The sequence below is a fragment of the Jiangella aurantiaca genome (assembly GCF_004349105.1).
Taxonomy (GTDB): Bacteria; Actinomycetota; Actinomycetes; order Jiangellales; family Jiangellaceae; genus Jiangella; species Jiangella aurantiaca.
Genome location: NZ_SMLB01000002.1, coordinates 150074 through 169579 on the forward strand (window position 1 = coordinate 150074; position 19506 = coordinate 169579).

12 protein-coding genes and 1 pseudogene are annotated in these 19506 nt (G+C 68.7%); 3 read left to right on the top strand and 10 right to left on the bottom strand.

The genetic code is table 11. The features are described 5' to 3' along the window. Nucleotides 1-7: 7 nt before the first annotated feature. Nucleotides 8-1189, top strand: coding sequence for a mandelate racemase/muconate lactonizing enzyme family protein (locus tag E1262_RS02035; RefSeq protein ID WP_132101375.1), 1182 nt, complete (start codon nt 8-10; stop codon nt 1187-1189). Next, the gene (locus E1262_RS02040; protein ID WP_132101376.1) at nt 1186-2388 is read left to right on the top strand and encodes a fumarylacetoacetate hydrolase family protein; all 1203 of its coding nucleotides are present in this window, start codon (nt 1186-1188) and stop codon (nt 2386-2388) included. The genes E1262_RS02035 and E1262_RS02040 overlap by 4 nt, the downstream gene beginning before the upstream one ends. A 90-nt stretch (nt 2389-2478) precedes the next feature. On the opposite strand, the gene E1262_RS02045 is transcribed toward E1262_RS02040, so the two are convergent. From E1262_RS02045 to E1262_RS02075, 7 genes are all read right to left on the bottom strand, one after another. Next, complete coding sequence (locus tag E1262_RS02045; protein WP_132101377.1) at nt 2479-3489, bottom strand: LacI family DNA-binding transcriptional regulator; 1011 nt, start codon at nt 3487-3489, stop codon at nt 2479-2481. Between the two features lie 59 nt (nt 3490-3548). Next, nucleotides 3549-5282 carry an IlvD/Edd family dehydratase gene (locus E1262_RS02050; RefSeq protein WP_132101378.1) on the bottom strand — a complete coding sequence of 578 codons (1734 nt, stop codon included), beginning with the start codon at nt 5280-5282 and terminating at the stop codon, nt 3549-3551. Continuing rightward, nucleotides 5279-6679: a glycoside hydrolase family 5 protein gene (locus E1262_RS02055; RefSeq protein WP_132101379.1), complete on the bottom strand. Its 1401-nt coding sequence runs from the start codon at nt 6677-6679 to the stop codon at nt 5279-5281. Before E1262_RS02055 ends, E1262_RS02050 begins: the two co-directional genes overlap by 4 nt. A gap of 40 nt (nt 6680-6719) precedes the next feature. Continuing rightward, complete coding sequence (gene arfA / locus E1262_RS02060; RefSeq protein WP_132101380.1) at nt 6720-8228, bottom strand: arabinosylfuranosidase ArfA; 1509 nt, start codon at nt 8226-8228, stop codon at nt 6720-6722. Between the two features lie 42 nt (nt 8229-8270). Beyond that, on the bottom strand, nt 8271-9155 hold the full coding sequence (locus E1262_RS02065; protein ID WP_132101381.1) for a carbohydrate ABC transporter permease: 885 nt from the start codon (nt 9153-9155) through the stop codon (nt 8271-8273). Continuing rightward, a complete protein-coding gene (locus tag E1262_RS02070) occupies nt 9152-10096 on the bottom strand; it encodes a carbohydrate ABC transporter permease (protein ID WP_132101382.1) in 945 nt (314 codons plus the stop codon). The genes E1262_RS02065 and E1262_RS02070 overlap by 4 nt, the downstream gene beginning before the upstream one ends. An 88-nt stretch (nt 10097-10184) precedes the next feature. Then, nucleotides 10185-11558, bottom strand: coding sequence for an ABC transporter substrate-binding protein (locus E1262_RS02075; protein WP_132101383.1), 1374 nt, complete (start codon nt 11556-11558; stop codon nt 10185-10187). A 281-nt stretch (nt 11559-11839) separates the two neighbouring features. Between E1262_RS02075 and E1262_RS02080 the strand changes: the two genes are divergently transcribed. Next, nucleotides 11840-12874, top strand: a complete 1035-nt coding sequence (locus tag E1262_RS02080) for a LacI family DNA-binding transcriptional regulator (RefSeq protein WP_132101384.1) — start codon at nt 11840-11842, stop codon at nt 12872-12874. A gap of 69 nt (nt 12875-12943) precedes the next feature. Here E1262_RS02080 and E1262_RS02085 read toward each other — a convergent pair whose 3' ends face one another. From E1262_RS02085 to E1262_RS02095, 3 genes and pseudogenes are all read right to left on the bottom strand, one after another. After that, nucleotides 12944-15088 (bottom strand): alpha/beta hydrolase-fold protein, encoded by a 2145-nt coding sequence (locus tag E1262_RS02085; RefSeq protein WP_203453456.1) that lies wholly within the window; start codon nt 15086-15088, stop codon nt 12944-12946. 334 nt (nt 15089-15422) lie between these two features. After that, nucleotides 15423-16402, bottom strand: a pseudogene (locus E1262_RS31970) (aldo/keto reductase). 126 nt (nt 16403-16528) lie between these two features. Continuing rightward, the gene (locus E1262_RS02095) at nt 16529-19465 is read right to left on the bottom strand and encodes an NEW3 domain-containing protein (RefSeq protein ID WP_132101386.1); all 2937 of its coding nucleotides are present in this window, start codon (nt 19463-19465) and stop codon (nt 16529-16531) included. Between the last annotated feature and the right edge of the window lie 41 nt (nt 19466-19506).

The following is a 19506-nucleotide window of genomic DNA, read 5'->3' on the forward strand; positions in this document are numbered from 1 at the left end:
CCACGATATGAAGATCACTTCGGTCGACACCATCGCCGTCGACTTCTACCGGACCAATCTCGTCATTGTCCGGGTGCGCACTGACGAGGGCATCGTCGGGCTCGGCGAGGCGACCCTCGAGGGCAAGGAGCGCGCCGTGCAGGGGGCGGTCGCCGAACTCGCCGAGGCGGTGACCGGGCTCGACCCCACCCGGATCTCCGGCACCATCTACGAGCTGGCCCGAGACTGGTACTGGCGCGGTGGCCCGGTGATCATGACGGCCCTGAGCTCGTTGGAGATGGCGCTGTGGGACATCTCGGCCCGTGAGCTGGGGGTGCCGGTATCGCGCCTGTTCGGCGGCGCAACCCGTGACCGGGTGCGTGCCTATGCGAACGGCTGGTTCTCCGGCGCCGTCACGCCCGATGACTATGCTGCCGCGGCACGGCGAACGATCGAGGCCGGCTTCCGCGGCCTCAAGTGGGACCCGTTCGAGAATCACGACCTCACCATCACCTCCCAGCAGCTCGATCGCGTGCTCGCGCAGATCGACGCGGTCCGCTCCGCCGTCGGGCGCCACGTCGAGCTGTTCATCGAGGGCCACGGCCGGTTCGACGTCCGGCATGCGGTCAAGATCGCACGTGAGATCGCGCAGTTCGATCCGGTCTGGTTCGAGGAGCCCTGTCCGCCGGACAATCTCGACGCGCTCGCCGACATCCGCCGCGCCTCGCCGGTGCCGATCGCGGCCGGCGAGCGCTGGTTCGGCAGGCAGGGCTTCGCCCCCGCCCTCGCCCGGCAGGCCGTCGACTTCGTCCAGCCCGACGTGACCCATGCAGGCGGCCTCTCCGAACTGGCCTTCATCTCGACGCTCGCCGCGACCAGCTACGTGGGCTTCGCGCCGCACAACCCGAGCGGGCCGCTGAGCACGGCCGCGACTCTGCAGCTCGGTGCCAGCCTGCCCAACTTCCACTATCTGGAGATCATGGCGTCCGACGTCCCGTGGCGCCCGCGGATCACCAACGAACGTCTCACGCTGACCGAGGAAGGAGATGTCATCATCCCCGCCTGCATCGGACTCGGCATCGAGCTCGACCTGGAGGAGATCGCACGCCACCCGTTCACGCCCCATCCCATGCGCTTGTTCGAGGACGCCGCCTACGACATCCGTCCCCGTGACGAGCGGTCCTTCTTCAACCTTGGAGCCGACGAATGACCCTGCCCGCGCCGGAGGCGGTCGACGCCTGGTTCGGAACCGCTGCCGACGCGCTGCCGGACGATGCGGCCGAGAGCGTGCTGATCGGCCGTGTCTGGGACCCCGCCGCGGGAGGACCGTCGCCCGTGGTCGTGCGCGACGGTGAGCTCCTCGATGTGAGCGACGGGTTCCCGACCGTCCGCGACATCTGCGAGCTGCCCGACCCGGCGGTCGTCGTCGCCGGCCTCGACGGCAGACCGATCGCAGATGTCGCGCAGGTGCTGGCGAACACCGGGGCGGCGGCCCGTGACACCACCCGTCCGTGGCTGCTCGCGCCCGTGGACCTGCAGGCGTTGAAGGCTGCTGGCGTGACGTTCGCGGTCTCGATGATCGAACGCGTCATCGAGGAACGGGCGCGCGGCGACCTCGCGCTCGCAGCGGACATCCGCCACCGGATGCTCGCCGACGTCGGCGACGACTTCCACGACCTGACGCCGGGCTCCGAAGAGGCATCGCGTCTCAAGGACCTCCTGATGGCCGAGGGAGCCTGGAGTCAGTACCTGGAGGTCGGGATCGGACCGGACGCAGAGATCTTCACGAAGGGCCAGGTCCTCTCCGCCGTGGGGACCGCCGTCCCCGTCGGCGTGCTCGCGGCGTCGACGTGGAACAACCCGGAGCCCGAGGTGGCACTCATCGTCCAGTCCAGCGGCCGGGTCGTGGGCGCGACCCTCGGTAACGACGTGAACCTGCGTGACGTCGAGGGCCGGTCCGCCCTCCTGCTGCCGAAGGCGAAGGACAACAACGCGTCCTGCGCGCTGGGGCCGTTCATCCGCCTCTTCGACCACCGCTTCGGCCTGGACCGGGTGCGCGAGCTCGAAGTGGGTCTCGACATCGAGGGCGAGGACGGGTTCGGCCTCGACGCGGTCTCGGAGATGTCGCGGATGTCGCGCGACCCGGAAGCACTGGTGCGACAGCTGATCGGTCGCCACCATCACTATCCAGACGGTGCGGTCCTCATGCTCGGCACCATGTTCGCCCCCATCCAGGACCGCGACCGGCCCGGCGAGGGTTTCACCCACAAGCTCGGTGACATCGTGAGAATCAGCTCACCGGCGCTGGGCACGCTGGTCAACCGCGTCCGGCACGCCGAGGACTGCGAACCGTGGGACTTCGGCGTCCGCGCGCTCATGGGCAATCTCGCGACGAGAGGACTGCTGTGACGGTCGTCATCGCCGTCGACCTGATCGTGCACGTCATGAGCGGGCGACAGCAGAGGACGCTGGGAGCCGGCACGCTGACTCACGCAGGACTCAGCGGGTCGATTCGCGCAACGCCAGCTGGGCGGTCACGATCGTCGTCACCGGGTCCGGCGCGTCCTTGCCGCCGTCTCGGGCCGCGGCGACACGATGCTCCAGCAGTTCGAGGACTCGATCGGCCATCGTCTCGTTGCCCGGTTCCACGGACGACAGACGAGGCACCAGGAACTCGGTCTCCTTGCCGTTGTCGAAGCCGATCACCTGGACGTCGCGCGGCACCTCGACCCGTAGGTCGGCCAATGCCCTCAGCACGCCCATCGCGGCGGCGTCGGTGAGCGCGAAGACGCCGTCGAACGCGATGCCGGACTCATGCAGCCGCCTCACGGCCTGGAACCCGGCCCCGGGGTCGAAGGACTCGACCTCGACCACCAGCTGCTCGTCGACCTGGACGCCGAGCTCGACGTGGGCCTGACGATAGCCGCGAGTCCGCAACGACGGCATGTCGTCGACGTGGTCGTCATGCCGGCCGCCGACGACGGCAATACGCCGCGACCCGGTCGTGAGCAGGTGCTGGGTGGCCTGCCGAGCACCGCCGACGTTGTCCATCATGACGTGGTCGAAGGTCTTCGGAACCGGCCGCTCGCCGATGAACACGACAGGCGTCTCGAAATGCAGTTGATCCAGGTCGGCGGCGTCGACGCGCAACGGGCTGATGACGACGCCGTCGTACATGCGCAACCGGCCGAACGAGATGGCCTCGAGCTCGCGTTCGGCGTCGCCCCCGGTCCGCTCGACGACGAGGTGCAGGCCACGCTTCTCCACGCCCTTGGCGAGCCGGCTGGCCAGTTGCGCGTAGTAGGGCCGGTCGATGTCCGGGACGATCAGCCCGACGGCACCGGTGCGGCCCGCACGCAGGTGCCGCGCGGCGAGGTTCACCTGGTAGCCCAGCTTCGAGATCGTCGCGAGCACCCGCAGCCGGGTCTCCGCGCTCACCCCGGGCCGGCCGTTGATCACGTTCGACACCGTCATAGCCGACACGCCGGCCTCATGTGCCACATCGATCATCCGCACCACAGACCCATCATCCCCCGCCGCTGGCCCGAAGACGACGACCCGCCTGAACGTCAGTGCGACTCGCGAGGTACGGCGGCCCCGCGCGAGCCGACCAGGAAGTCGAAGTCGGCGCCGCGATCGGCCTGCAGCACGTGCTGGGTGTAGAGCCAGCCGTAGCCGGTGCCGTGCACCGGCTCCGGAGGCTTCCACGCCGCGTGCCGCCGCTCCAGCTCGTCGTCGTCGACGTCGAGGGTGAGCGTGCGGGCGGCGACGTCGAGCGTGACGATGTCGCCGGTGCGGACGAACGCCAGCGGCCCGCCGACCGCCGACTCGGGCGCGACGTGCAGCACGACGGTGCCGTAGCCGGTGCCGCTCATGCGGCCGTCGCAGATGCGCACCATGTCGGTGACCCCGGCGCGCAGCAGCTTCGTCGGGATCGGCACGTTGGCCACCTCCGGCATGCCCGGGTAGCCGCGCGGCCCGGCGCCGCGGATGACGATGACGTCGTCGGCCGCGACGTCGAGGCCGGGGTCGTCGCACACCTCGTGGTAGGCCTCCGGGGTGTCGAACACGACCGCCCGGCCGGTGTGCCGCAGCAGCGCCGGCGACGCGGCCGACTGCTTGACGACGGCGCCTCCCGGGGCGAGGTTGCCGCGCAGCACCGCGGTGCCGGAACCGGCCGGCTGCAGCGGCTCGCCCAGCGGGCGGATCACCTCACGGTCCCAGCACTGAGCGGCCGCGACGTTCGCCCCGACCGACCGCCCGGTGACCGTCAGCGCGTCGCCGTCGAGCAGCCCGGCTTCGGCGAGGTCCCGCAGGACGACCGGCAGGCCGCCGGCGTAGCAGAAGTCCTCCATGAGGAACCGGCCGGACGGCATGAGGTCGACGACCGTTGGCACCGGCCGGGCCAGCTCGTCGAAGTCGTCGAGCGACAGCTGGACACCGAGCCGCCCGGCGATCGCCAGCAGATGGATGATCGCGTTGGTCGACCCGCCGATGGCCGCGTTGGCCCGGATGGCGTTCTCGAACGCCGCGCGGGTCATGATCGCGCTCGGCCGCAGGTCCTCCTCGACCATCGCGACGATGCGCCGGCCGGCCTCCTGCGCGACCTCGAACCGGCGCATGTCGACCGCCGGCCACGTCGCCGACCCGGGCAGCTGCATGCCCAGCGCCTCCGCCATGCAGGCCATCGTCGACGCCGTCCCCATCGTCATGCAGTGGCCGTTGGACCGGGCCATGCAGCCCTCAGCGACGGCGACCTCCTCCTGGGTCATCCGGCCGGCCTTGAGGTCCTCCTCGAACTTCCACACGTGCGTGCCCGAACCGACGTCCTGGCCGCGGAACTTACCGTTGAGCATCGGGCCGCCGGTGACCATGACAGCCGGCAGGTCGACGCTGGCCGCACCCATGAGCAGCCCCGGCGTGGTCTTGTCGCAGCCGGACAGCAGCACGACGCCGTCCAGTGGGTTCGCCCGGATCAGCTCCTCGGCCTGCATGGCCAGCAGGTTCCGGTAGAACATCGCCGTCGGCCGGATCAGCGTCTCGCCGGTCGCCATGACCGGGAACTCCAGTGGGAAACCGCCGGCCTGCCAGACGCCGCGCTTCACCGCTTCGGCGACGCGGTTCAGGTGCGCGTTGCACGGGGCCAGCTCCGACCACGTCGACGCGATGCCGATGACCGGCCGCCCGTCGAACACCTCGGCGCCGAAGCCCTGGTTGCGCATCCACGACCGGTAGATCATGCCGGACCGGCCGGCGGCGCCGAACCAGGCCCGGCTGCGGCGGATCGCGTCCTCGGCCGTCATCGGGTCACTCTCCGGGTCTTGGATGCGTCGCGAAGGACGTCGGCGAGTGTGCGGCGCACGTGGCTCTGGTCGAGGGCGAAGGAGTCCGCGAGCCGTTCCGCCTCGTTGGGGGTGACGCCTTCGAACGCCCTCGCGAAGTCGCCCACCATGGCCTCGGCGAGCATCACATGACGCACATGCCCGTGGATCCACCGACGAGCACCCCACGGATAGGGCTGGAAGTCGGGGAACTCCCGCTCGAACAGCTCCTCGATGGGCTCCAGGATGTGCCGGATCTCCCCATCCGTCGACCCCCAGGAGTCGACGCCGAGACGCGCCTTCTTCTCCACGACCGGCGCCACCCGCTGCGCGTACGGCGAGGCTGGATCGACGGTCACCAGACCCTGCAATCCGATGTCCTTGTACGTCCAGAGCGCCCAGCTCGCCTCGTGCCGGCGATAGATCTCCAGCTGGTCCTCGAGCAGGCGATAGCGCTGCTCGTCCCGAGCGGGATCGCCGGTGTACACGGGGCCGAACTCACCGACCCAGATGGGCGTGCCGGTCTGGCGCATGTACTCGGTGCGAGCGAGGAACGTCTTCTCCACGTGGTCGCGGTCGACGTACTCGCCTCTGCTGACGCCGGGATAGGGACCGCCGTCGACGAAGCCGGGCAGAGCGTAGTCGTGGGCGGTGTAGACGCAGTTCGGCAGCGGGTCGCCCAGCTGGTCGAACTGGGTCGAGTAGCGGTTGCCGTCGAGGAAGAGGATGTGGTCCGGATCGACGGCGCGAATGGCCGCTTCCAGGCGCCGGTAGAACGGTCCGATCGTCGTGCCTTCGGCGTCGCCGGGCTCGTTGACCGGGTTGTACCCCGCCACCCAGGCGTTGCCCCTGTAGTGCTCGGCCAGTCGCTGCCAGAGGTGCACGACCCGGTCCTGGAACTGCCGCTGGCTCCAGAAGTGGGCCCACTGCGTGGGGTTGTCGCTGTGCCAGTGCTGGTTCTGCGCGCCCGGCACCGCATGGAGGTCCAGGATGGTGTATAGCCGGTGCCGTGCGCAGGCGTCCACCACCCCATCCAGCAGCGCGAACCCCTCGGGCTCGAGCTCGAACGGCGCCGCATCGTCCTCGAAATGGCGGTAGTTGAACGGGACGCGGACCGAGTTGAGCCCGAGGCCGGCGAGCAGGGCCGCGTCGTCGTCGGTGAAGAAGACGGAGAGGAAGCGGTCGAAGAACCGCTTGTAGCCCTCCTCGCCGAGGACCCGGCGCAGCGCCTTGCGCTGCTGCGACTCCGTCCCGGGGTAGCCAGTGATGAAGTTCTCCATGTTCATCCAGCCACCGAGACCGACACCGCGCAACACCACCGGCCTGTCACCGGCGACGATCCGGCTTCCGTCGACTCTCAGGACGGGTTTCCTGCTCATGGGCGTCCTCTCTTGACTCCGAGGGTGTCGTGCGCCGAGCTCAGCCCAGCGTCAAGGCGGTCCAGGAGACGGGCGGCAGCGAGACCGTGACCGTGCCGTCGATCAGCGCGGCCGTCGGGTTCACCACCGGACGCACCCGGTCCTGCTGTTCCAGGGTGTTGGCGGCGTGCGGATCCTTGTCGCCCAGCGTCCACGCGTCGCGGACACCGACCTGGCCGAGCATCCGCACGTCGATCTCGACCTCCGCTTCTGTCTCCTCGTCGCGGTTGACGAGGAACACCGCCGTTGAGTTGCTGCCGGCGTCGTGCGTCGCCACCGCGTCGATCACGGTGACGTCACCGTGCAAGGCCGACGTGTACGTTGGGCTGTCCAGCTTGAGTTCCAGCGCCTCGCCGCGCGCCAGTCGCGAGGTGAGCGCGAAGGGGTAGAACGTGGTCTGCCGCCAGGCCGGTCCTCCCGGCTCGGTCATGATCGGCGCGATGACGTTGACCAGCTGCGCCAGGCTGGCCGACGTCACCCGGTCGGCGTGCCTGATGAGTGAGATGAGCAGGTTGCCGAAGACCACCGCGTCCATCACCGAGTAGGTGTTCTCGAGCAGCCGGGGTGCGATCGGCCAGTCGTCGATGCCGGTGTGGCGTTCTCGCCTGTAGCGCGACTGGTACCAGACGTTCCACTCGTCGAAGGAGATGTACATGGTCTTGCTGCTGCGACGCTCGGCCTTGACGTGGTCGGCGGTGGCCGCGACCGACTCGATGAACCGGTCCATGTTCACCGCCGAGGCGAGGAAGCTGGCGTAGTCGCCGTCCTTCGGCTCGTAGTAGGCGTGGCACGAGATGTAGTCCACCTCGTCGTACGTCGCTTCCAGCACGGTCCGTTCCCAGCCGCCGAACGTCGCCATCTGCGCGCTGGAACTGCCGCAGACGACGAGCTCGAGTCCGGGATCGACCTGCCGCATCGCCCGGGCGGTCTTGGCGGCGAGGCTCGCGTACTCCTCGGCGGAGCCGTGGCCCAGCTGCCACGGCCCGTCCATCTCGTTGCCGAGGCACCACATCCTGATGTCGTGAGGCGCCGGCGTGCCGTTCGCGATGCGCAGGTCGGACAGCCGCGTGCCCGAGGGCACGTTGGCGTACTCGAGGACGTCAAGCGCCTCGTGGACGCCGCGCGTCCCGAGGTTCACCGCGTACATGAGCTCACTGCCGACCTTGCGCAGCCAGGCGGCGAACTCGTCCAGGCCGACCTCGTTCGTCTCGGTCGAGTGCCAGGCGAGGTCGAGGCGGCGCGGGCGCTGGTCGCGGGGGCCGATGCCGTCCTCCCACCGGTAGCCCGACACGAAGTTGCCGCCGGGATAGCGGATGGTGGTCACCCCGAGCTCTCGGACCAGGGCGATGACGTCCTCGCGGTATCCCTGCTCATCGGCGGTCGGATGGGTGGGCTCGTAGATGCCGTCGTAGACGCATCGGCCGAGATGTTCGACGAAGGAGCCGAACAGACGGCGGTTGACGGTGCCGACGGTGAAGTAGGGGTCGATGGTCAGGTGAGCGCGGTTCATGATCCTCTTTGGCGGTCGACGGGCGGGGGGACGTCTGCCGGCCTACTTCAGGCTCCCGATGGCCAGCCCACCGCGCCAATGGCGCTGCAGCGTGAGGAAGGCGATGATCAGCGGGATGACCGAGACGAGAGACCCCATGATGATGATGCTCCAGAGCGACGTACCGCCGGAGTTGTTGGCCGAGGCGATCCCCTGCCACTGACCGATGCCGACCGTCACGGGGTACAGGTCGTTGTCCGACAGCATCGCCAGCGGCAGGAAGTAGTTGTTCCAGGTGGCCACGATCGACAGCAATAGGACGGTCACCATCGCGGGTCGCATCAGCGGAAGCGCGACCTGGAGGAATGACCGCACCTCACCCGCACCGTCGACGCGTGCGGCGTCGAGGAGCTCGTCGGGAACGGCGTCGCGCACGTAGACGTGCATCAGATACACCCCGAACGGGTTGAGCAGCGACGGCAGGATCACCGCCCAGATGGTGTTCGTCAGCCCCAACCGGGAGAACATGATGAAGGTCGGGATGACCAGCGCGGTGGCCGGCACCATCACCGCGCCCAGCAGGACGGCGAAGCTGAACCGCCGGCCGGCGAAGCGGTACTTCGCGAAGCCGTAGCCGGCCAGGACGGCCAGCGCGGTGGCGCCGACACCGCCCACGACGGCGTAGAGCGTGGAGTTCAGCAGCCATCGCGCATAGATGCCGCCGCTGTGGGTGAACAGCTCCTGGAGATTGCCGATGAAATCGACGTTGTCGGAGAACCAGAGCGCGTTCCCTCCGCCGAAGAGTCCGGCGGCGTCCTTGGAACTGTTGACGACGACCCACCAGAACGGCACCAGGAAGTAGACGAGCAGGAAGCCGAGGAGGACCTGCAGCGGCAGGTAGCGCTGCGGCCGCCGGCGACGCGAGGCGACGTCGATGTGTGCGGTCATGACAGGAAGCTCCCCCGCTTGCGGGTCGCGAACAGGAAGACGTAGACGCAGACGAAGACGACGCCTCCGAGCGCGAACGAGATGGCCGATCCGTAGTTGAAGTTCGCCAGGCCGAACGCCTGCTGGTACGCGTACATGTTCGGCGTGAAGTCCGGTCCGATCGCGCCGGCGGCGAGGTCACGGAGGATCTTCGGCTCGTTGAAGAACTGCAGCGTTCCGATCAGCGCGAACACCAGGATGAGGAGCAGCGCCGGCGTGATCAGCGGGATCTTGATCCGCAGCGTGATCTGCCAGGTACTGGCGCCGTCGATGCGCGCGGCCTCGTACAGGGTCGGATCGATGCCCTGCAACGCGGCGTACAAGATGATCATGTAGTAGCCGGCCCACTGCCAGGTGACGATGTTGAGCAGGCCGTAGAAGATCAGGTCGTTGCTGAGGAAGTCCGGAGCCGAGGCGCCGAACAAGCCGAAGATGTCCCCGAGCGGGCCGAAGTTCTTGCTGTACAGGAACCCCCACATGAGGGCGCCGATGACCGCGGGAATCGCGTAGGGGAGGAAGATCATCAGCCGGGAGAACCGCGCGAACGCCGACGTGACGATGTCGAGGATCAGCGCCATCGCGAGCGAGATCAGCATCTGGACCGGGATGAGGACGAGCGAGAACCGGATGACGAACCACGCACCGTCGAGGAAGCTCGGATCGGTGAACGCCTTCGTGTAGTTGTCCAGGAGGACGAAGCTCGTCCCGCCGATCAGCGCCTTCCGGAACAGGCTGAGGTAGAGGGCGTACACGAGCGGCGCGACGAGGAAGGCGAGGAAGACCACGCCAAACGGCCCGATGAACAGCCACCCGATGAGCTGCTCGCGCAGGGGTACCTTGGGCGCTTTGCGTCTGGTCTTCTCGGCGCGCGGTGGCGCGGTCTCGCTGATCTGCAGGGTCATGCTCCAGCTCCGGAAAATCTGTGGACGGCGAGGAGGGAGGTGGCGGGGGCCGGGCCGTCGGAGAACGAGCCGACCCCCGCCCGTCGGGTCACTGGACTGTGAAGCCCTGTTCCTCCGCGTAGCTCACGACGTCGTCCTGCAGCCGGTCCGCGGCTTCGGAGCCGGTGATCGAGCCCTGGTTGAGCGCACCGAGCTGCTCGGTCATGGCGTCGTAGTAGTACTGCTGCAGCGGGCTGTAGGTGAAGCCCTCGTAGGCGTTCGCCGCCGGGACGTAGACCTCCTTGTTCGCCTGCTGCCCGCCGAAGAACTCCACCTCGAGGTCGACGAAGGCCGGGTCCTCCAGCGCGTTGAGGTTCAGCGGGAAGATGACCTGGTTGGTCCAGCCGTCGGTGAGCGACGCCTCGTCGGCGTAGATGCCGAAGGCGACCTTCGCCGCCAGTTCCGGATCGGAGGCCTGGCTGGTCACCGAGAAGGCCGAGCCGCCCCAGTTCACCTGCACCGGGTTGGCGGGGTCCCACTGCGGCAACGGCGCGACCGCGAACTGACCGGAGTCCGCTCCTTCGCCCACGCCGGCACCGGTGAGGTAGCCCGGCGCCCAGGCCGCGGAGATGTAGGTGGCGTAGTCGCCGTTGATCACGCCGGAGATGTACTCCGGAGTGAACTGGTCCTGGGTGCCGACCAGGCCCTTCTCGACGAGGCCGCCCCAGTACTCGAGGACGTCCTTCGACGCCTGGTCGTTCAGGGCGATGCCGATGTTCTCCGGATCGTCGGTGTCGTAGGCGAACGGGCTCGCGCCCTTCTGGATCTGCAGTGCCATCATGACCGCCGGCACGTTGGCGCCGAGGTCACCGAACAGCGGGCCGCCGGCATCGCGCACCGTCTGCGCGGCCTGCTCGTACTCGGCCCACGTGGTGGGTGGCGTGATGCCGTACTGCTCGAAGATGTCCTTGCGGTAGATCATCCCCATCGGACCGCCGTCGACCGGCACGCCGTAGACCGCGTCGCCGACCGAGACGTCCTGCCAGGCGCCCTCGCTGTAGTCGTCCTTGACGTCCTCGTAGCCGTAGTCGCTGATGTCGACGAGTGCGTCCTGCACCTGGAAGGTCGGGATTCGGTCGGCCTCGATCATGATGACGTCGGGCGCGCCGGTCCCGGCGGCGATGGCGGTCTGGAACTTCTCGTACTCGTCGCCGCCCTCGCCGACGTTGGTCCAGCACACCTGGACCTCGTCGTTGAGCTCGTTGAAGTTGTCGACGACCAACTCCATGTTCGGGTACCAGGCCCACAGCGTCACCGCGGGCAGGTCCGGCTTGGGAATGGTGTTCGTGCAGTTGCTGGCGTCGGACCCGCCGCCACCACCACCATCGCTGCTGCTGGTTCCGTCATCTCCCGACGAGCAGGCGACGAGTGTGCCGGCGAGGACGAGGGTCGCCGCCGCGGCAAGGAATGGCTTGCGCTTCATTGCGTGTGTTCCCTTCGGGATGCTGAGGACGTCGTTGTCGGCGCGTCGCCGGGCGGCCCGGAACCGGCTCCCGGGACGGACGCTTCTGGCACCCCTGCACCGGGCCGTGTGGCCGCGAAGATCGTTTATAACGTTGTATGTTTAGCGATAAAGCTGACTATGGCAATCCGCTCCGCCAGTGTCAAGACCGCTCGGCAGCCCTGCGCTCGACACATTTCTGCGCAGGTCGGCCCATAGAATGCGGGTACGGCACGGGCGCGCACGCGGAGCGAGGAGGACACGTGATCCCGACGATGCACGACGTCGCGCGGGTGGCCGGGGTCTCCATCAAGACCGTCTCGAACGTGATCAACGACTTCCCCCACGTCCGGCCGTCGACACGCATGCGCGTGCTCTCGGCCATCGAGCAGCTCGGCTACCGGCCCAACCTGTCGGCGCGAGGGCTGCGGTCGGGCCGCACCGGGGTCATCGGGCTGGCGGTGCCCGAGCTGCGGCAGAATTACTTCGCCGAGCTCGCCGACTCGATCATCCGTGCGGCGGAGAAGCACGACCTCGGCGTCCTGGTCGAGCAGACGAGCGGCGATCGCGACCGTGAGATCGCGGTGGTCACCGGCGCCGGACGCCTCCGCCTCACCGACGGGCTGCTGTTCAGCCCGGAACGACTGGGCCAGGACGACCGCCACCTCCTCCGGCCCACGTTTCCCTTCGTGCTGCTGGGCGAGCGGATCTTCGGTGGCCCCACCGACCACGTGACGATGCACAACGTGAGCTCGGCGAAGGCAGCCGTCGAACATCTGCTCGGGATCGGCCGGCGGCGCATCGCGCTCATCGGGGCGCACCCGGACCAGCGCGAGGAGGTGCGTCCGGCGGACCTGCGCCTGCGCGGCTACAAGGCCGCGCTCGAGGCAGCCGCGATCCCCGTCGATCCACAGCTCATCCGAGCCGTGGCGCCGTGGCATCGGGAGAACGGCGCGGAGGCCATGCGCGACCTCATCGCGGCGGGCATCCCGTTCGACGGCCTGTTCGCCCTCAACGACACGCTGGCGCTCGGTGCGCTGCGCGCACTCGGCGAAGCGGGCTGGCGCGTCCCCGACGACGTCGCCGTCATCGGGTTCGACGACATCGACGAAGCACGGTTCTCCGTTCCGTCGCTGTCCAGCGTCGATCCCGGGCGCGACGAGATCGCGGAGACCGCCGTCGAACTCCTCGTCGAGCGCATCAACGAGCGGGACGACGAGCGGCTGCCGCCGCTCCTCGTCAAGTCCGAGTTCCGGATCGTCGCCCGCGAGTCCACCGGGTTCGGCCGGTCCAGCTGACCGGCGGCGTGGCCGGCCGGGATCGCCGGCCGGCCACGCGCACCTGTGGGGCACCTTCACCGGACCTCGTCAGTCCTGCCTGAACAGCAGCGGCGCGAAGTCGATGAGGTTCTTCTGCCACGCATCCCACCCGTGCGGGCCGGGCGTGGGCCCGTCGTACTCGTACTCGATTCCGAGCTGGTCCATGACGGTCAGGGAGTTCATGAAGGACGGGTAGACGAAGTCCGTGGGATCGCCGACGTAGACCTTCAGCAGTGTGGTGCCGTCGTTGATCGCCTCGGCGTCGACCCCCGTCGCGCTGCCGAACCCGGCCGAGAACGCTCCGACGTAGGCGAATTTCCCAGGATGCGTCTTGAGTACGGTGAAGGTCTGCCCCCCGCCCATCGACAGACCGGCGAGGGCGCGGCGGGCCGGATCGTCGGACACGTTGTACCGCTCGAGCGACACGGGGACGATGTTCTCGAGCAGCTCGCGGGTGAAGTTCGACGAGTTGCCGTTGCCCATCACCACCACCATCGGCTCGAGGTTCCCGTCGAGGTAGTGGTTGTCGAGGATCTGCTTGGCCCGCCCCATCTCGATCCAGTCCGTGTAGTTCTGGCCGCCGCCGTGCTGCAGGTAGAAGACGGGGTAGGGCTCGGCGCGATCGGGGTCGTACCCGGGCGGCGTCCAGACGTACGCCTTCCGCTCCGCCCCGGCGACCGTGCTCTGGTACGTCAACGTCTCGACGGTGCCGCCCTGCCCCTCCGGGACGTCGGCGAGCAGGCGCGCCGACTCTCCGGGGATGAAGAACGTGCTCCAGGTCGGTTCCGTGGTCACCCGGGTCGGGTTCGACGTGTCCTTCGTGGAGACGCGGTCGACGATGAGCCGGTAGTAGTGGAAGCCGGGCTTCAGCGGGCCGACGGTGGCACGCCACCGGTCACCGACCCGGGACATCTCCACGCGGATCCAGCTGCCGCCGGGCGCCCAGTTGCCCCACACGGTGACGTTCTGCGCGTCCTTGAACTCCGTGGTCGTCTCGAACGTGACGAACCCGTCCTCGGTGATCCACGGCGTCGGAGTGGTGCCGGCCGGCGGCTGGCGGAACTCGGCCTCGAGCGGAAGGTGCCCAGGGCTCGGGCCCTCGTCCGGTGCGTCGCGGAACAGGCGCGGCACGAAGTCGATCAGGTTCTCCTGCCAGGCGTTCCAGTTGTGGCCGCGATCGGGGTTGACGCCGTCGAACTGGTACTCGACGCCGGCCTCGTCGAACTGCCGCATCAATCGGTAGTTGTAGTTGTAGGCGAGGTCGGTGACGTTGCCGGTGTACAGCCGCAGCAGCTCGGTGCCCTCGTTGATCTCCTCGGCGTCCACACCACTGGCGCTGCCGAACACGAATCCCGCGAACGACCCGATGTAGGCGAACTCGCCCGGGTGTTCGAACAGCGTGCTCAGCGTCTGGTAGCCGCCCATCGAGAGCCCGGCCAGCGCCTGCTGGGACGGACTGTGCGAGATGTTGTAGTCGTGCCGGGCCTCCCGCATGATGTTCCGCAGCAGCTCCTTCTGGAAGTCCGGCACGTTGCCGTCACCCATCACGACGACCATCGGCTCGATCTCGCCACGGAGCGTGAGGTTGTCGAAGATCTGCTTGGCGCGTCCGACCTCGACCCAGTCGCGGTAGCCCTGCGCGCTCCCGTGCTGCAGGTACAGCACCGGGTACGGCTCCTTGCGGCCGGCGTCGTAGCCCGGCGGCGTCCAGACGAGCGCGGACCGTTGCCCGCGCGTGACCGTGCTGCGATACGTCATCGTCTCGACGGTGCCGCCCTGCCCCTGGGGCACGTCGGCCAGGAGGTCGGCGGAGTCACCAGGGACGAAGAAGGTGCTCCACTCCGGTTCCGACGCGACGCTCGTCGGGTTCGTCGGGTCCTTGACCACCTTCGTGTCGTCCGCGGTGAACTGGTAGTAGTACAGGCCCGGCTCGAGCGGCCCCATCACCGACGTCCAGTTGCCCCCGCGTCGCGTAAGGCCCCACTGGGCCCAGTTGGCCGACGGGCCGAAGTTGCCCTCGGCGACGATCTGGGTCACGTCACCGAACGCGGCCTGAGCCTCTTCGGCCGAGATCGTGAACGTGACGAAGCCGTCGTCGTCCACGGCGACCCACGGCGTTTCCGCCATCACCGCGGGTGGTGCCGCCACCAAGGCGGCCACGGCCATCGCGGCGCCGACGAGGAGGGCCGCCAAGCGCCGCCCGATCCCGATGCGGCGCGTTCGTCTCTGGCGAGATGCCATCACCATTGATCCTCTCTGTCCTGAGTCCGCCGTCGTCCGGTGCAGCGCAGGAGACGACGGATGCGACCACCGAGAGAGCCGATCACCCTCGGCTGTGCGGGCGGGCGGTTGCGACGTGCGGGGCCCCTCCTCATTTACAACGTCGGCAAAACTCGCCCGCGGCCCATGCTGGCGGCGCGGCTCGGAGGGTGTCAATACTTCTGGCGCCGCATTTATAACGTTGTGATTGATTGCATCATGCGCAACGCTTCGATCCGATATGCGCAACGCCGCGTCGTGCGGCGGGTCATAGGTCCGTCTGGAGAACGCCGCGCTCGCGCAGGTCTGCCCACAGCCCAGGAGGCACGTCGGCCTCCGAGCGTCGCAACGTGGCGGCGACCTGTGCCGCGTCCCGAACCCCGACGACCGTCGAGATCACAGCGGGATGCGCACGGGCGAAGGCGAGTGCGGCCTCGGGAAGGGTCACGCCCCAGTCCTCGCATGCGGCGGCGATGCGGTGTGCTCGCTCGATCACCTTCGGCGGCGCCTGTTCGTAGTCGTAGGTGGCCGTGGTCGGGGGTCGCTCACTGGCGAGCAGGCCCGAGTTGTACACACCGGCGATCACGACGCCCACTCCTTCGGCCTGAGCGGCGGGCAGCAGGTCGTACAGCGCCCCTTGCTCCAGCAGGGTGTACCGCCCGGCACACATGACGACGTCCACATCGGTCTCCTGGACGAACCGCGCGAGCATGGCCGATCGGTTCATGCCGGCCCGATGGCTCCGATGACGCCTTGGTCACGCAGTGCGATCAGCGCGGGGATCGCCTCCGTCGCTGCCTCGTGCCAGTGGTCGTCCGGATCGTGCAGGTAGACGATGTCGATGCGGTCGAGTCCGAGGCGGTTCAGGCTCGCCTCGAAGGACCTGCGGACGCCGTCACGGCTGAAGTCCCAGACTCGCCGGTGATCCGCGGGCACCGCGAAGCCCTCGGCGTCGCGCAGGTGCGCCGTCTCCGGGGATGGCACCAGCAACCTGCCCACTTTGGTCGAAACGACGTACTCTTCACGCGGGTGCTGCCGCAGCGCCGCGCCCAGTCTGCGCTCGGACAACCCCAGGCCGTAATGCGGAGCGGTGTCGAAGTACCGGATCCCTGCGGCCCATGCCGCGTCGACGGCGCGGGCGAACGGTCCGTCAGACGTGGCCCGGTACAGGTTGCCGCCCTGGGCGGCGCCGAATCCCAGGCCGGTCAACTCGACGCCGGGCCTGCGGGGCAGCTGCCGGCGGTCCATCAGTGGCCGAGCCGGCCGGAGTCGCCGCGGTAGACCACTGCCGTCCATCGCTCCTCCATCGTTGGTCCGTGGTGGCCGGTCGTGGGGCGCACCGCTGCGGCGGCGCGCCACACGACCGGGCTCGTCTCAGGTGACGCTGAAGTCGGCGAAGCTGAACTGACCGGTCACGCCGGCTGCGTGGGAGGTGGCGATCAATCCGGCGTCCTGGGTGGACGCGATGCCGGCCAGCGTCACCGTGGGGCCGACCTTGATCCACGTGCTGCCGTTCGTCGAGTAGTAGCCGCTGACCTGGGTGCCTTCGCGGACCAGGCGGACCCAGGCCGGCGCTCGGACGCCGCCGGCTCCGCTGAAGGAATCGAGGTACCCGTTGCCGTTGGCGTCCCACTGGAACGCGACGCCGTTCCCCGGTGTGACGACCATGACGGCGTAGCCGGCAGACGATCCGGCGGCGGTGACGTCGTTGCGGATCACCACACCGGCCTTGGCCCACGGGTTGGTGTTGTCCATCTGAGTGACCCGCGCCGTCACGGTCGCCGTGTCGCCGACCGCGTCATCCTGGTAGATGGTGCCGTACTCGTCGAAGGCGCCGCCGCCGTCCTGCCAGATGTCCGCGCCCGCGGTCAGGATGGCGAACTGGCCGCCGGCCTCGGCGAACCGGCTCGGTACCGACCCGTAGCTGGCGAGGGACGTCAGCGGGTTCAGCGCGGTCAGCGTCAGCGACCTGTTCACCGCATACTGCAGGCCGTCGGCACGCAGGCTCAGCGCCGCCTGCACCGTGGCCTGGCTGACCGGGCTCGAGAACGACGCCGGCGCGGTGACCGTCCACGACACGGTGGCCGACGCGCCCGGGTCCAGTGCCGGGCTCAGCGGCTTGCCCTGACGTACGGCCGCCCAGCCCTCGGGAACGCTGATCCCGGCGGTCAGTCCGGACACCCGCTCGTCGGTCAGGTTCGCGACCGTGGCGGTCACCGTGGTGGCGCCGCCGGCGTCCAGGCTCACCGGATCGGCCGTCAGGAAGGCCCCGACCGGCGGGCGCTGGGGATCTGCCGGGCCGCGGTACTTCCCCTCGGGCCCAGCCTCGAAGATCACTCGGCTGGCCTCGATCGGGAGGTTGCCACCGGTGACGGCGACGTTGTCGCGGACGATGTTGCCGCGGCTACCGTTGACGAGGCCGGTGATGGCCGAGTTGGTCGCGTAGTTGCCGATGAGCGTGAGGTCGCCGGTGCGGTTGCCGTTCTGGTTGTTCGCGTGCGCCCACTGGCCGGCGTTGTTGAGGAAGACGTTGCCCGACGCGGAGATGTAGCGGGAGCCCTCGTCGAAGTAGAGACCGAGCTGCCGGCTGTTCTCGCAGAGGTTCTCGTCGATCGTGCTGCCCGGCATCGCCGACAACGTGTAGATGCAGCCGGCGTCGAACATCGTCTGGATGACGTTGCGCACGTAGTTGCCCACGATGCGCACGTCCTTCAAGGTCGTCGGCGTCTCGTAGATCGGCTGGAAGTCGTAGAGGCCACGATTGATGTACTCCGGACTGCCGCCGGGGTCGTTCGCCCCCCAGCCGTAGCCGACGCCGATGCCCGTGTAGGGCATGTCGGACACGTAGTTGTGCTCGATGGTCAACCCGCTGACGTAGCTGGCGAAGATCGCGTCCTGGTCGAGATATTCGAGCGCGGTGGAGTACACGCGGTTGTTGCTGATCAGTATGTCCTTGTTCACCATGCGCAGGTCGGGTGGGTGGTGAGCGTCCGGCTGCACGCCTCCGACGACGATGCCGCCGCCCGCGCTGGCGGTGAAAGTGCTGCCCACGACGGAGACGTCGCTGGCGCCCAGGCCGACGCCCGTGGAGTGGGCGTTGGCATCGTTCCCGATGCCCAGGCCGACCGATCCCAGGTTCACGAACGTGCCGTCGACGACGCTGATGTTCTCGGCCGCCGACACCTGCACCGCCGCCGGGGCCTGCCACCAGTGGTTGCGGGATGCCTCGAAGCCGCGGCAGCCGACGGCGCACGACGTGAACGCGTCAGCGGGCCGGTCCGGCTGCACGCCGTTGATGAACGTGCCGGTCTGCTGGTTGGCGTAGCCGTTCGAGGAACTGGGGTGCAGCCACGTCGTCCCGGTGAAGGTGATGCCCTCGAAGCGCAGGTTCCGAACGGGCTCGTCGTACGTGCCACCCACCTCGACCAGCGTCTCCAGCCGGGGCAGCTCGACCGTGGCGCTGCTCAGGTCTTGTCCGTCGAGCGGCTTGTAGTACAGAACGCCCGCCGCCGTGTCGAGATACCACTCGCCGCCCTCGTCGAGGAAGCTCTTCGAGTTGAGCAGGAAGTACCGCGGCGTCCGGAAGGGAGAGGTCACGGAGTCGTAGCCGTAGGTGTTGTTGTCCCAGGCCGGCTGCTGCATGACGACGGTCGTGCCGGAGATGCTCTGCACGGGTGCGAACCGGTTGGTGAACGACTGCAGCGCCTGGAACTCGATCCGCTCCTGCTGCGGAAGATCCGCCAGGTAGGCGAGATTCGGATCGTTGAGCGTGAAACCGGTCGGGTTGAGGGTGATGGCCGTCCGGGGCAGGCTGATCCGCGCCTTCTGAGCCACGACGCCGTTCACATAGAGCTGCCGGCTGTCGAAACCGGTTCCGACGTCGGCCTTGTAGACGCCGGTCGTAGGGTCGTCGAGCTCCCAGCCCGTGACGGGCCGTGCGCCACTCAAGACCGGCTCGGCGCCCGGTGCGGCCTGCCAGGTCACGGTGTGACCGTCGCGCCCGGAGTCGTCGGCGTCGAATCGCAGCGGCTGGTCGAGCCGGTAGGTGCCGTCGAGCAGCTGCACGGTGACGTCGCCGTCGTCCGCCAGATCGCGGACGCGGCGCTGGGTCTCCTCCAGCGTCGCCAGCGGCTCGGCCCGGGTGCCTGGGCCGGCGTCATCGGCGCCGGGCGCACCGGTCGGCGCCACGACGATCACCTGCGCGGTCTGCGCGGCGGCCGGTGGCGCGGCGGCGAGCACCGTGGTGACAGTGACTGCTGCGATGGCCGCGGCAGCCGTCGTTCGTACGTTCAGGTCGCGTAAGAGACGCACGGCGATGTCCGTCCTTCCTTCACGGTGGGTAGGGCGTGGAA

Coding starts and splice junctions, on each gene's coding strand:
- E1262_RS02055 (WP_132101379.1), bottom strand. CDS start 6,679: ATGAGCAGGAAACCCGTCCTGAGAGTCGACGGAAGCCGGATCGTCGCC.
- E1262_RS02070 (WP_132101382.1), bottom strand. CDS start 10,096: ATGACCCTGCAGATCAGCGAGACCGCGCCACCGCGCGCCGAGAAGACC.
- E1262_RS02050 (WP_132101378.1), bottom strand. CDS start 5,282: ATGACGGCCGAGGACGCGATCCGCCGCAGCCGGGCCTGGTTCGGCGCC.
- E1262_RS02065 (WP_132101381.1), bottom strand. CDS start 9,155: ATGACCGCACACATCGACGTCGCCTCGCGTCGCCGGCGGCCGCAGCGC.
- arfA (WP_132101380.1), bottom strand. CDS start 8,228: ATGAACCGCGCTCACCTGACCATCGACCCCTACTTCACCGTCGGCACC.
- E1262_RS02045 (WP_132101377.1), bottom strand. CDS start 3,489: ATGATCGATGTGGCACATGAGGCCGGCGTGTCGGCTATGACGGTGTCG.
- E1262_RS02075 (WP_132101383.1), bottom strand. CDS start 11,558: ATGAAGCGCAAGCCATTCCTTGCCGCGGCGGCGACCCTCGTCCTCGCC.
- E1262_RS02035 (WP_132101375.1), top strand. CDS start 8: ATGAAGATCACTTCGGTCGACACCATCGCCGTCGACTTCTACCGGACC.
- E1262_RS02040 (WP_132101376.1), top strand. CDS start 1,186: ATGACCCTGCCCGCGCCGGAGGCGGTCGACGCCTGGTTCGGAACCGCT.